This is a genomic window from Corallococcus sp. CA054B (genome assembly GCF_003611625.1).
GTDB lineage: Bacteria > Myxococcota > Myxococcia > Myxococcales > Myxococcaceae > Corallococcus > Corallococcus coralloides.
The window spans coordinates 19,356-31,838 of sequence record NZ_RAVY01000051.1 but is presented as its reverse complement, the minus strand read 5'-3'; the positions used below and the strand labels follow the sequence as shown (position 1 = coordinate 31,838).

The following is a 12,483-nucleotide window of genomic DNA, read 5'->3' as shown; positions in this document are numbered from 1 at the left end:
CTATAAACCGCTGGAAGGCCGTATCACCCAGGCCCTGACTTGGGCTCGCGGGGGTCTTCACCCCACCCATCCGCGCGCCCCGCTGGAGACTCGATGAGCACCCAAGCCGCCGCCGAAGCCCTCACCGACCGGAACCCCCTCTTGAAGTCGCGACTGGGGTCGTTCCTCGCCGTGGTGCCCCTGAGCATCTGGGTCATCAACCATCTGTGGGACAACCTGTCCGCCTTCTACGGCGCGACGGCCTGGGAAAAGTCGGTGACGGAGTACGCGAACCCGTTCGCCCAGGCGTTCACGTTCATCATCGTCATGCTGCCGCTGCTCATCCACACGGCGTGGGGGCTGGTGCGCATCTTCACCATGAAGCCCAACAACCTCGCCTACAACAACTACGGCAACCTCAAGTACATCGTGCAGCGCGTGGCGGGCCTGGGCGTGCTCGCGTTCCTGGGCGCCCACATCTGGCTGGCCTTCCTGCAGCCGCGCCTGATGGAGGGCCACGCGGAGCCCTTCATGGATATCGCGCGGGAGATGCACTACCACGGCCCCACGCTGATGGTTTACCTGCTGGGCACGCTGGGCACCGCGTACCACCTGGCCAACGGCCTGCAGACCTTCGGCATGGGCTGGGGCATCCTCGCGAGCGACCGCTCCATGCGCCGCTTCGAGCCCGTCTCCATCCTCATCTTCCTCATCCTGCTGGCCATGTCCTGGGGCGCCATCTACGCCCTCTACACGGCGGGCGCGGCGTACGGCCCGGCGGGCATGGACGTCGGCTGAAGCAGGCTTGAAGCAGCTCCGGAGCCTGGAAACACGACCGGCCGCCCCTGATGTCCAGGAGCGGCCGGTTCGCTTTTCAGGGGGATGGCCCCCGGGCGTTAGAACGGGATGTCGTCGTCCGCGCCGCCGTGGTTGCCGCCCATGCCGCCACCGTCATCCATGGGAGGCGGCGGCTGGCCGTAGTCGTCACGCCCCTGCGAGTAGCCGCCGTTGCCCTGCTGCTGCCGGCGACCACCGCCATTGCCGCCGCTGTAGCCCTCACCGGCGTCACGGCCGCCGAGGAAGGTGACGGAGGTGGCGACGACCTCGGTGGTGTAGTTCTTCTTGTTCTCCTTATCCATCCACTCGCGCGTCTGCAGACGGCCTTCGACGAAGCACTGCCGTCCCTTCTTGAGGTACTCGCCGCACAGCTCCGCGAGCTTTCCCCAGACGACGATGCGGTGCCACTCGGTGCGCTCCTGCTTCTGGCCGTTCTTGTCGTTCCAGCTCTCGCTCGTCGCGATGCGGAAGTTCGCCACGGCCTGACCGCCCGGGGTGAAGCGCACTTCGGGGTCCGCCCCGAGGTTGCCGATGAGAATGACCTTGTTCACGCCTCCAGCCATGTTTCCTCCCGATACCTGACCCCTCTAGGGCCAGGAACAAACCTGCGAGGCCACACGCCCCGACAGGTCCTTCAGCCCATAGCATCCACCACTGACATTCCCCGGGCCACTAAACGACCGGGGGCGCCCGGGACGCACGCCCGCCTGCTTCCCAGGCGGGAGGCTTCAAGGATTCCGAGGTGTTGGGAGGTGCCGGGAGCCGGCTGGGGGGACAGCCCGCCCGGACGGGGACGTCCGGGCGGAAGGGCGCGGCGGAAGAAGCCTACCCGCCCGGGCGGAGGACGCCGGAGGCAGGGACCACGTTGGGCGTGGCGGAAGCCGGCGCGACCACCTGGACGGGCTGGGCGCGCTGGGAGGTCCGGGCCTCGGCCGTCTTGGTGGTGAGGGTGGAGTCCAGTCCCTTGGCGAAGGCGACGAGCTGCGGGTCCGTCCCGCCGGCGCCCAGCTTGCGCAGGGACTTCCAGAACGGGTGGGTGGTGTCCCCGGCCTTCACCAGCCCCTGGGCCAGGAGCGGCACGGTCGCGTCGCGCTCCACGGTGCTGGCGGTGCGCAGGGCGACGACCAGCTCCTCGGGGGCCGTGCGGGCCACCTCGCCCAGGCCGTCCGCCAGTTCGTCCTGCGCCTCCACGTCACGGGCGGCGCCGGCCGCGCGGCACAGCTCCATCACGCGGGCCAGGGCCTCCGTGTTTCCGCCGGAGGCCAGCTCCACCATGCTGCTCACGCCGGGCACGCCCACGGACAGGGCGTGGGCCACCTGGCGCAGGCGGCCGTAGACGTCATCCGTGGCGGAGTAGCTGTCCAGCAGCGTGCGGGTGCCCAGGTAGTCGTGCGGGTTGGACTGGTAGAGGCTCTCCGCCAGCACGGCGCGCACGGCGGGGTCGCGCTCGCTGCGCCACGCGGTGCGCAGGAAGCCGATGTTGCGTTGATCGCGCTGCTTGCCCAGCTCCAGGTAGGTCTTCACGCGGTTGGCGATGTCCGGCAGGCCGCCCTGCGGCTTCTGGCCCTCATTGAGGTTGGCCAGCGCGGTGCCCGGCCCCAGCGTGGAGCCGGTGGCGGCCACGGCGGCGCCCAGCGCGTCCATGCCCGCGACGACGGGACCGGCGCGGCCCGCGTAGTCATTGACCATGATGGAGAAGGAGAACTTCTCTCCGCCCGCGGACTGCACGTAGCCGCTGAGCGCGGAGACGCCCTCCAAGGTGCCCGTCTTGGCGCGCAGGCGGCCCACGGCGTCCGTGCCGTCGAAGCGGTACTTGAGCGTGCCGTCCTTGCCGGCGATGCCCAGCGAGGACAGGTACTCCGGGGCCAGCGGGAAGCGCTCGTACATGTGGCGCAGGAGCCGGTCCATCTGCGCGGTGGAGAAGCGGTTGGCGTCGTTGAGACCGCTGCCGTTCTTCATCACGTAGGTGCCGCGCGGGATGCCCACGTCGCGGTCCAGGAACTCCTCCACCACGTCGACGCCCTTGGTGAACGAGCCCGGCTGTCCGCGCAGCTCCGCGCCCATCGTCTTGAGGAGCGTCTCCGCGACGAAGTTGCTGGACAGCTTGTTGAGGCGCTTGAGGACGATGTCGAACGTGTCCGACTGGGCCACGTGCACGACCTTCGCGCGCGAAGGCGCCAGGCCCAGCTTCACCTTGCCCTTCACCTTCACGCCGCGCGAGGTGAGCAGCTGCTTCAGCGTGTAGCCGAAGTACATGGGCGGGTTGTCGATCTTCTTCCAGACGCTGACGGCGCCGCGCTCGTCGGGGACCTGGCCCTTGACGACGACCTTCTGCTTGTCGCCGTACGCGTCGGACTTCACGGACACGCGCCGGGCACGGCCGGGGCCGCTGGTGACGGAGCTGTCCACGACGAAGAAGTCGCTGGGCGGCTCCATGTCCACCGCGGCCTTGCCGCCGGGAGCGGCGCGCACGTAGACGGCGACCGCGTTCCAGTTGAGGCTCACCGCGCCGGTGGGCGCCATGTACGCGCGGTCGGAGTCCTCCTGGTCGTAGCCGGGCGGGGTGCGCTCGGCGTCGAACCAGGAGTCGTCCACGATGATGTCCTGCACCTCCTTGAGGCCCGCGTGGAGCAGCTCGGAGGTCATGCCATAGAGGCGCTCGGTGGTGACGGTGGGGTCACCCTTGCCGCGCACGTAGAGCGTCTTGACCTTGCCGTCGGCGGGCAGCTCCTGGTCGACCAGGAACTCCGTCTCGTAGCGGAACTCCGGCCCCAGGGCGACGAGCGCCGCGGAGGACGTGACGAGCTTCACGTTGGAGGCGGGGTTGAGCAGTTCGTCCGCGTTGTGGCTGAACACCACGGTGCCGTCGTCCAGGCTCTGCATGTGGACGCCGACACGGCTGCTCTTGAGCGCGGTGCGTTGCATCACCTGCACGAGCGCGTTCTTCAGCGCCTCGCGTTCAGCCTTTTTCTCGGCGGACGGCGACGCGGCCAGGGTGGCGGAAGGGAGCCACAAGGCAATGGCGGTCGCTGCCCAGAAGGGTCTGGTTCGAAAAAGCTGCACGCACGCTCCAGGGAAGTCGCGATCCATTATGAAGAAGGGACGAAAGGGGCGGCAAGGGTGGGGGGAGGATCCACGGCGGCCGTTACCCTGCACGCCTGCCTGCTTCCTGGAAACAGGAAGAAGCCTGTCGCAGCATGGACGTCCCGCCTGACATCCACCTCGTGACAGACGCCATGCCTCCCCTGCCCTCCCGCGCCGCCCGGGTGTTCTTCATCGCGCTGGCGCTGGCGCTTGACTCCGGCTGCCGCGACCCGGCGCCTCCGGCGGGCATCACGGTGTTGTTGGAGGCCCCACCGGACAGCCTGGACGATCGCTTCGCCCTCACGGCCCATGGACAGCGGCTGGCGCAGCTCGTCAGCCCGGGGCTGCTCACCTTCGATGACTCGAGCCGGCCCGTGCCCCAGCTGGCGGAGTCCTTCCGGGAGGTCTCGCCCACGGTGGTGGAGTTCGTCCTCCGTCCCGGGCTGACCTTCCACGACGGGAGCGCCCTCACCGCCGAGGACGTGAAGGCCACCTTCGACGCCCTGCGAGACCCGAAGCTGGGCAGTCCCAAGCGCGAGCGGTACGAGCCGGTGGAGCGGGTGGAGGTGGTGGACGCCCGCACGGTGCGCTTCCACCTGAAGCGGCCCTATGCGCCGCTGCTCGCGGAGCTGTCCGCGGCCATCCTGCCCTCGGAGCGCGTGGGGCCCGGAGGCATCGAGGCGCAGGGAACGCACCCGGTGGGCGCGGGGCCGTTCCGGTTCGAGTCATGGCCGGACGAGGAGCACCTGACGCTGGTCCCCTTCGAGGGCTGGCATGGAGGCAGGCCCGCCGTGTCGAGGCTGACGTTCCGGGTGGTGCGGGACGAGACGACGCGGGTGCTGGAGCTGCTCAAGGGCCGCGCGGACCTGGTGGTGAACAACGTGTCCCCGGCGGTGCTGCCCGCGCTGCGCAAGTCGCCCCACCTGCGCGTGGTGACGAAGCCGGGCACGGGCTTCACGTACCTGGGCATCAACCTGCGCGAAGGGCCGCTCGCGGACGTGCGCGTGCGCCAGGCGCTGTGTCACCTCATCGACGTGCGCCCGCTGGTGGAGCACAAGCTGCACGGGCTGGCGGAGCCCGCGTCCAGCATGCTGCCTCGCGAGCACTGGGCCTTCACGCAGACACCGGGCTGCGGCTACGCGCCGGAGGAGGCGGCCCGGCTGCTGGACGCGGCGGGGTATCCGGATCCAGACGGGCCCGGGGGACAGCCGCGCTTGTCCTTCACCTTCAAGACGAGCACGGATCGCTTCCGGCGCGCGGTGGCGCTGGTGCTCAAGGAGCAACTGGCGAAGGGCGGTATCGCGGTGGAGGTGCGGGCGCTGGAGTTCGGGACGTTCTTCGAGGACGTGCGCCGGGGACGCTTCGAGCTGTTCACGTTGAAGTGGGCCGCGGTGATGGAGCCGGACCTGCTCCGGGGCGCGTTCCATTCCGCGAACATCCCCGGGCCGGAGAACCACTGGGGCGGGTTCAACCGCGGAGCCTTGAAGGACCCGAAGCTGGACCGCGTGCTGGAAGCGGCGACGCAGGCGTCTCGGGAGGAGCGGAAGACGCTGTACGCGGAGGCGCAGCGGGAGCTGGACGCGGACATGCCCGTCATCCCGCTGTGGCACGAGGCCAGTGTCGCGGTGGTGTCCTCGCGGCTCGCGGACTTCGAGCCCAGCGCGCACGGCCTGCTGCTGCCGCTGGCGAAGGCGCGGGAAGTGACGCCCGAGCGTGGGGGCACGCCGTGACGCGGAGGCTCGTGTCCGCGGTCATCGCGATGGTGGGGGCGCTGCTGCTGGTGTCGCTGTTCCTGCACCTCGTGCCTGGGGACCCGGTGGACGTGATGCTGGGGGAGCAGGCGACGCAGGTGGACCGCGCGGCGCTGCGGCGGGCCGTGGGGTTGGACCTGCCGTGGTACGCGCAGCTCTGGACGTTCGCTCGCGACCTGACCACCGGAGAGCTGCGCACGTCGCTGCCTCCGTTCCAGCGCAAGGTGCTTCCGGCCCTGGGCGCGGCGCTGCCGTACACGCTGCTGCTCACGGTGTCGGCCATGGCCGTGTCCCTGGTGCTGGCGCTGCCCCTGGGCGTGATGGCGGCGGCGCGGCGAGGGACGCCCGTGGACGCGGCGGCGATGGGCGTGTCCGTGGCGGGAGTCGCCCTGCCCCGCTTCTGGCTGGGCCCGGTGCTGATCATCGTCTTCGCGCTGAAGCTGGACTGGCTGCCCGTGTCGGGCGCGGAGTCGTGGCGGCACCTGGTGCTGCCCGCGTTCACGCTGGGCACCGCGCTGGCCGCGTTCCTCGCCCGGATGACGCGCGCGACGATGCTGGAAGCGCTGCGCGAGGACTACGTCACGGTGGCCCGGGCCAAGGGCCTGTCGCCCCGCGTGGTGCTGTGGAAGCACGCGTTCCGCAACGCGCTGCTGCCGCTGGTGACCGTGCTGGGCCTGGAGTTCGGCGCGCTGTTGGGCGGCGCCATCGTGACGGAGAAGGTGTTCGCGTGGCCGGGCATGGGCACGCTGCTGCTCACCGCCATCGAGAAGCGCGACTACAACACCGTGCGCGCCACGGTGCTCCTCTTCACCTTCTGCTACGTCGTGGTCAACACGCTCACCGGCCTGGCGTATGCGTGGGTCGACCCGCGCGTGCGGAGGCGGTCATGAGCGCGGCCCATCGCTTCCGGTTGCACTCGTGGGGCGCCCGGTTCGGGTTCGCCGTGGCGTGCGTCTGGGTGTTCACCGCGCTGTTCGCGCCGTGGCTCAGCCCCCACGCGCCGGACGCCATCGACCTCACGCGCGAGCTGTCGCCCCCGACGTCCGGCCACCTGCTGGGCACGGGGGAGAACGGCATCGACGTGCTCACGCACGTGCTGTACGGCGCGCGCGTGTCACTGGAGGTGTCCTTCTTCGCCGTGGTGCTGTCCGCCGCAGTGGGCATCACGCTGGGCGGAATCGCGGGATACGCGGGCGGGCTCGTGGACGAAGCGCTGATGCGGCTGGTGGACGTGCTGCTCGCGTTCCCGGGCATCCTGCTGGCGCTGTTCATCACCGCGGTGCTGGGCCCCAGCCTCGCCAACGTGGTGTTCGCCCTGTCCTTCACCGGGTGGACGGGCTACGCGCGGCTGACGCGCGGGCAGGTGCTCACCCTTCGCGAGCGCGACTACGTGCAGGCTGCTCGGGCGCTGGGCAGTGGACCGGGCCGCATCCTCGTGCGGCACATCCTGCCCAACGCGGCGGGGCCCCTGCTCGTGCAGGCGACGTTCGCGCTGCCGGGCGCCATCGTCGCGGAGGCGTCCTTGAGCTTCCTGGGACTGGGCGTCCCGCCGGGTACGCCGTCGTGGGGGGCGCTGGTGGACCAGGGGACGCAGTACCTGCTGGTGGCTCCGCACGTGGCCCTCTTCCCCGGTATCGCGCTGGCGGTCACCGTGCTGGGCTTCAACCTGCTGGGCGATGCGCTGCGCGACGCGATGGATCCACGCCACGAAGGCCGGTGACTTGAAGGCCCCGGGCGTCCCTGGCAGGAAGCAGGGACGGAGGTGACGAAGACATGAAGGCCGTGGTGCAGCGGGTCCTGGAAGCGTCGGTGACGGTGGACGGACAGCGGGTGAGCGAGATGGGCCCGGGCCTGCTCGTGCTGCTGGGCGTGGGCAAGGGCGACACCGACGCGGACATGACGTGGATGGTGGAGAAGCTGGCCACGCTGCGCATCTTCGAGGACGCCGACGGCAAGATGAACCTGTCGCTGGAGGACACCTCCAAGCACCTCATCGTCGTGAGCCAGTTCACGCTCTACGGCGACGCGCGCAAGGGCCGCCGGCCCAGCTTCATCGACGCGATGGAGCCCGTCGCGGCCAAGGCCCTCTACGAGCGCACCTGCGAAGCGCTGCGCCAGCGCGGCCTCACCGTGGGCACCGGCATCTTCGCCGCGGACATGAAGGTCGCGCTCGTCAACGACGGGCCCGTCACCATCCTGCTGGAGAGCCCGCCGAAGGCCGCGCCTCCGGCCTGAAGCCTCAGTGCACGTCCAGCGTGCGGCGGAAGAAGGCCACGCCCTCCGCGTTCGTGCGCGCGTGCGAGGCCGCGCGCGTCCCCTTCACCGGGTCGCTGCACAGCATCGCGATGACATCGAAGCCCTTCGGGTAGCACTCGGGCAGGAAGCTGAAGTGGCCCGCGTCGTCCAGGACCACCGTCGTCGTGGTCGCGGGGGGCAGCAGCCCCGCCAGGTGCATGCCGTGCCCTTCGTGCGGCATCAGCTCATCGCCCTTCGCGAGCACCAGCGCCACCGGCTTCTGGACGTCAGCGGTGTCGCGCGCCTCGAAGGAGGCTGCCATGCCCGGCGCCATCGCGAACGCGGCCTTCACTCGCGGATCCAGATACGACGCTCGCGCGTGCTTCATGTCGATGCGGCTGTAGTCCACGTCGCGCAGGCCTTCGCAGCCAATCTCTTCCTTGGTTCCCGGCGTCTTGCAGCGCTTCTCGATCCACTCCAGGTTCAGGTTCAGCCCCACCAGCGCCAGCGCCGTGTAGCCACCCATGGAGTGCCCCGCCGCTCCGATGCGCTCCGCATCCATGCGCGGGCCCCACTTCGGATCCTTCAGCAGGTGGTCCAGGATGACCGTGAAGTCCTGCGGGCGTTCGTAGGCGCGCGCGAAGCCCTCCGGGCTCGTGTCGCCGAAGGTGTTGCCCGGGTGGTTCAGCCCCACCACGACGAAGCCATGCGCCGCCAGGTTCGCACCGAACCAGGCCAGGTCCATCACCGAGCCGCCGCTCCCGTGTGACAGCAGCACCACCGGCCAGCGCACCCGCGCGTCCGATAGCGGGGCGTCCTTCGCGCCGTAGAAGGGCTTGAACAGGTCCGACGGCGCGCGGTTGTCCATCGGCGTGCCGGGGGCCACCGGGTACCAGACCACCGGCTTCAGGGTGCGGCGGCGGACCGAGTCCTTGTACGTCAGCGACTGCGTGACTCCCACCGCGTAGGCCGCGTCCGCTCCGTAGAGCGACGTGTGGTCCGTGCGCGGAGCCTCCGCTTTCTTCGAGGAAGAACAGCCGCCCGTCAGCAGCGCGGAGACGAGGAGGACGGGACCCATCGGAGAGCGCAAACGGAACATGGCCCGGAGCATGGCCGGGAACAGCGGAGCAAGGGAACCCTGGAACTGCTCAGCGGACGTCCAGCGTGCGTCGGAAGAACTCCACGGCCTGCATCTTCGTGTTCTCATGCGAGGCCGCGCGCGTCCCGGCGACCGCGTCCCGGCACAGCGGGGGCGCGACCTCGAAGCCCAGCGGCCTGCACTCGGGGAGGAAGGTGAAGTGCCCCGCGTCGTCCAGCACCAGCGTCCTCGTGGACGCGGCAGGCAGCTGCCTCGCCAGCTTCATGCCCATGAGTTCGTGCGGCATCAGCTCGTCGCCCTTCGCGAGCACCAGCCCCACCTCCGCATGGATGTCCTTCAAGTCCCGGGCCTCGTAGGAGCCCGCCATGCCCGGCGCCATCGCGAAGGCCGACTTCACGCGCGGGTCCCGGTACGACGCTCGCGCGACCTTCATGTCGATGCGGCTGTAGTCCACGTCCCGCAGGCCCTCGCAGCCCACATGGTCGCGGGTCTCCGGCGCGGTGCAGCCCTCGGCGATCCACTGCAAGTTCAGGCGCGCGCCCACCAGCGCCAGCGCCGTGTAGCCCCCCATGGAGTGCCCCGCCGCGCCAATGCGCTCCGGATCCATGCGCGGGCCCCACTTCGAATCCTTCAGCAGGTGGTCGAGCAGGACCGAGAAGTCCCGGGGCCGCTCATAGCCGCGCGCGTAGCCCTCCGGGCTGTCGTCCCCGTAGGTGTTGCCCGGGTGGTTCACCGACACGACGAGGAACCCATGCGCCGCCAGGTGCGCGCCGAGCCAGGACATGTTGATGGCCGTCCCGCCGCTACCATGTGACAGCAACACCACCGGCCAGCGCTCCCGTGCGTCCGACACCGGCGCGTCCTTCGCGGCGAGGAAGGGCGCGAAGATGGGCGACGTCGCCTGCGACTCCATCCGCGTGCCGGGCGCCGCCGGATACCAGAGCACCGCCTTCAGCGAGCGGTGCCGCACGGTGTCCTCCACGGTCAGCGACCCGAGCCCCACGGCATGGACCCGGTCCCTCTCGTAGGTCGACGCGGTGGCGGGCGCCGCGGCCTGTCCGGCGCCGTGCGAAGAGGCACAGCCACCCGTCAGCAGTGCCACGGAGCTCAGGAGCACGGCGCGGAAGGAACAGCGCGAGGAGAGGGACATGGGTGGATTCCTCCGGGCCCTCGGTGGGCCGCCATCGGATGGAGAGCCTACGGCGAGGACCGGCGCTCCATTGCGGAGGAAACCTAGCGGCTCACAGCCGCACGGTAGTCCCGCGCGTCACCAGCGCGGCCAGCCCCTGCTTCGTCTGCGCGGCGGTGCGCAGGTGCAGCGTGAGCGCGCCCAGCTCGCGGATCCACGTGGCCGCGTTCGGACCCAGGCCGGAGAACAGCACGGACAGGGGCGGCGGCTGCGGCAGCTTCCCCGTCCAGTACCCCAGCACCTCGTCGCGCTCCGGCAGCACCGGCAGCTTCAGGCGCTCCTGCTCCCGCGTCAGCAGCCGCTCCAGCTTGCGCGGCAGGTTCACCTGCCAGTGCAGCACCGTCTTCGCCGGGCGCCAGGCCCAGTCCGCGAAGGCGAACCGCTCGCGGACCGCGTACTCCCCCCGGCCCTGCGTGACGAAGACGCGGTCCGGCGGGAACTCCGGGAAGGGGTCCCACTGCCCGGCCAGGAGCGACGCCAGCCCCTGCTCGCCCGGGGGGCGCCGGCGGAAGTTGTCCCGCACCACGCGCGCCGCCTTCGTGTCCCAATAGGGATAGGCCGGGTCCTCCACCATCAGCGCCAGGTTCAGCGCCTCGTCCCACTCGTCCGCGTAGCCGCCGGGGGCCCCGCCCACCTCCCAGCCGCCGGGCGCCTCGCGCCAGGGCTGGAACACCAGCCGGTCCACCAGGTCCATCCACCCGTCCGAGTCCACCGAGCCCACGCCCCCCGGCAACGCCGACGAGGCCAGCCGCTGGCAGAGCGTGAACGCCTGCGCGTCACCCAGGTGGTTGGACAGGGCCTCCAGCGCGCCGGAGGCATCTCCCATGGCGCGCGTGAAGAACGGCAGCACCTGCTCGTGGAAGAAGCGGTCGTTGATGGGACGCAGGACGACGTCCATGCGGGGCGTCTCCTATCAGGCCCTCAGGGCCGCGCGTCTTCCTGGACGATGAGGGCGTGGATGTCCGCGGCCGAGGGCGCCTCGAGGATGGCCGCCCGGAAGCGCGGGTTCTTGAACAGCCGCGAGATGCGCGCCAGCGCCTTCAGGTGCACCCCCGCGCTGTTCTCCGGCGCCACCAGCGCGAAGAACAGGTGCGTGGGCTTGCCGTCGATGGACTCGAAGTCCACCCCCGCGCGCGACACGCAGAAGGCCGCCTGGAGGCTGTCCATGCCCGCCAGCTTGCCGTGGGGGATGGCCACGCCCTCGCCAATGCCCGTGCTGCCCAGCTTCTCGCGTTCCTGGAGCACCGCCACCAGCCGGTCCTCGCGCAGCGTCGGGTGCGCCCGGACCAACGTGGCACTCAGCTCGCGCAGCACCTCCGCTTTCGTCCGGGCCTGCATGTCCGCGACGACCGCCTGGGGGCTGAGGAAATCGGCGATTCTCAATGGCGCTCCCGCACTGGCGCTCCGGGCCGGCAATGATTCCTCGGCCGGCAATTACTCCTCACACTGGATTCGCGCAAGGGTCGCCTGGGCGGTGACAGGCGCTTCGCTCACTGCGCGTCAGCCCGGGCCGGTCCCCCACACCCCGGGCCCCGGGCCCCGGGTCCGGAAACGGCCCCGGACCCGGTCCCCAAGCACGGACGACTGCCTGTCAGGTGCCGGTGGCGGCCACCGGTGCGGCGGGCAGGTGCGGCTCGATGAGGCCGAACCCACCCTCCTTGCGGCGGTAGACGATGGACAGCGCCTGGGACTGCTGGTTCTGGAACACGTAGAAGTCGTTGTTCATCAGGTTCATCTGCATCACCGCGTCGTCCACGGACAACGACTGGATGGCCAGATGCGTGGTGCGCACCAGGCGGGCGACGCCCGACTCGGCCACCGGCGCCTGGGCGGCGGGCGCGGAAGCCTCGGCGGTCTCCTCCGGCTCGGGGACCTCGAAGACGTCGTGGCGGACCTTCACCAGGTCCTGGCGGTGGTGGACCTTCTCCTTGCCGTGGTGCGACTTGAGCTTGTCGCGGTAGCGGCGCAGCTGCCGTTCGATCTTGTCCATCGCCAGGTCGATGGACGCGTACATGTCATCGCTCTTCTCACGCCCCCGGAGGACCCAGGCGCCGGAGTGGATGGTGATGTCCGCATGGTGCAGGTGCCGCTCCAACGACAGCACCACGTGGGCTTCACCCGCCCGGTCCAGCAGTCGGTTCACCCGTTCGACCTTTTCACGGGCGTACTCCTTGAGGGAATCCGACGAGCCGAACTGACGGAAGGTGATGTTGAGCTGCATGCGTGGCCGCCTCCTAGGGAGAGAGGTAAGCTCCGTCACAGATCAGAAACGGAGCCCACGCCGAAAGCAACCCGGTCCCCCAGGTTGG

The 12,483-nt window shown here is 70.3% G+C and carries 12 protein-coding genes; 5 read left to right on the top strand and 7 right to left on the bottom strand.

The window, feature by feature from the left end; all coding sequences use genetic code 11:
- The first annotated feature begins 93 nt into the window (after positions 1 to 93).
- Positions 94 to 777: a succinate dehydrogenase gene (locus tag D7V80_RS15255; RefSeq protein ID WP_120588853.1), complete on the top strand. Its 684-nt coding sequence runs from the start codon at positions 94 to 96 to the stop codon at positions 775 to 777.
- 98 nt (positions 778 to 875) lie between these two features.
- Here the strand turns inward: D7V80_RS15255 and D7V80_RS15250 are convergent, their stop codons facing one another.
- On the bottom strand, positions 876 to 1,379 hold the full coding sequence (locus D7V80_RS15250) for a single-stranded DNA-binding protein (protein ID WP_014393863.1): 504 nt from the start codon (positions 1,377 to 1,379) through the stop codon (positions 876 to 878).
- A gap of 262 nt (positions 1,380 to 1,641) precedes the next feature.
- Complete coding sequence (dacB, locus tag D7V80_RS15245; RefSeq protein WP_120588852.1) at positions 1,642 to 3,879, bottom strand: D-alanyl-D-alanine carboxypeptidase/D-alanyl-D-alanine-endopeptidase; 2,238 nt, start codon at positions 3,877 to 3,879, stop codon at positions 1,642 to 1,644.
- 134 nt (positions 3,880 to 4,013) lie between these two features.
- Here dacB and D7V80_RS15240 point away from each other — a divergent pair, with 134 nt between their 5' ends.
- From D7V80_RS15240 to dtd, 4 genes are read left to right on the top strand one after another with little or no spacing between them, the layout of a single operon-like run.
- Positions 4,014 to 5,630 (top strand): ABC transporter substrate-binding protein, encoded by a 1,617-nt coding sequence (locus D7V80_RS15240; RefSeq protein WP_120588851.1) that lies wholly within the window; start codon positions 4,014 to 4,016, stop codon positions 5,628 to 5,630.
- A complete protein-coding gene (locus D7V80_RS15235; protein WP_199738652.1) occupies positions 5,627 to 6,541 on the top strand; it encodes an ABC transporter permease in 915 nt (304 codons plus the stop codon). The genes D7V80_RS15240 and D7V80_RS15235 overlap by 4 nt, the downstream gene beginning before the upstream one ends.
- On the top strand, positions 6,538 to 7,371 hold the full coding sequence (locus D7V80_RS15230; RefSeq protein WP_120588850.1) for an ABC transporter permease: 834 nt from the start codon (positions 6,538 to 6,540) through the stop codon (positions 7,369 to 7,371). Before D7V80_RS15235 ends, D7V80_RS15230 begins: the two co-directional genes overlap by 4 nt.
- A gap of 53 nt (positions 7,372 to 7,424) precedes the next feature.
- A complete protein-coding gene (gene dtd, locus D7V80_RS15225) occupies positions 7,425 to 7,886 on the top strand; it encodes a D-aminoacyl-tRNA deacylase (protein ID WP_120588849.1) in 462 nt (153 codons plus the stop codon).
- A 4-nt stretch (positions 7,887 to 7,890) separates the two neighbouring features.
- On the opposite strand, the gene D7V80_RS15220 is transcribed toward dtd, so the two are convergent.
- The 5 genes from D7V80_RS15220 to hpf all read right to left on the bottom strand — a co-directional run bounded on the left by D7V80_RS15220 (position 7,891) and on the right by hpf (position 12,395).
- The gene (locus D7V80_RS15220) at positions 7,891 to 8,964 is read right to left on the bottom strand and encodes an alpha/beta fold hydrolase (protein WP_233585370.1); all 1,074 of its coding nucleotides are present in this window, start codon (positions 8,962 to 8,964) and stop codon (positions 7,891 to 7,893) included.
- A gap of 70 nt (positions 8,965 to 9,034) precedes the next feature.
- Positions 9,035 to 10,135, bottom strand: a complete 1,101-nt coding sequence (locus D7V80_RS15215; RefSeq protein ID WP_120588847.1) for an alpha/beta fold hydrolase — start codon at positions 10,133 to 10,135, stop codon at positions 9,035 to 9,037.
- 91 nt (positions 10,136 to 10,226) lie between these two features.
- Positions 10,227 to 11,072, bottom strand: a complete 846-nt coding sequence (locus D7V80_RS15210; protein WP_120588846.1) for a hypothetical protein — start codon at positions 11,070 to 11,072, stop codon at positions 10,227 to 10,229.
- A gap of 23 nt (positions 11,073 to 11,095) precedes the next feature.
- On the bottom strand, positions 11,096 to 11,557 hold the full coding sequence (locus D7V80_RS15205; RefSeq protein ID WP_120562033.1) for a PTS sugar transporter subunit IIA: 462 nt from the start codon (positions 11,555 to 11,557) through the stop codon (positions 11,096 to 11,098).
- A gap of 208 nt (positions 11,558 to 11,765) precedes the next feature.
- Positions 11,766 to 12,395 carry a ribosome hibernation-promoting factor, HPF/YfiA family gene (gene hpf / locus D7V80_RS15200; RefSeq protein ID WP_120588845.1) on the bottom strand — a complete coding sequence of 210 codons (630 nt, stop codon included), beginning with the start codon at positions 12,393 to 12,395 and terminating at the stop codon, positions 11,766 to 11,768.
- Between the last annotated feature and the right edge of the window lie 88 nt (positions 12,396 to 12,483).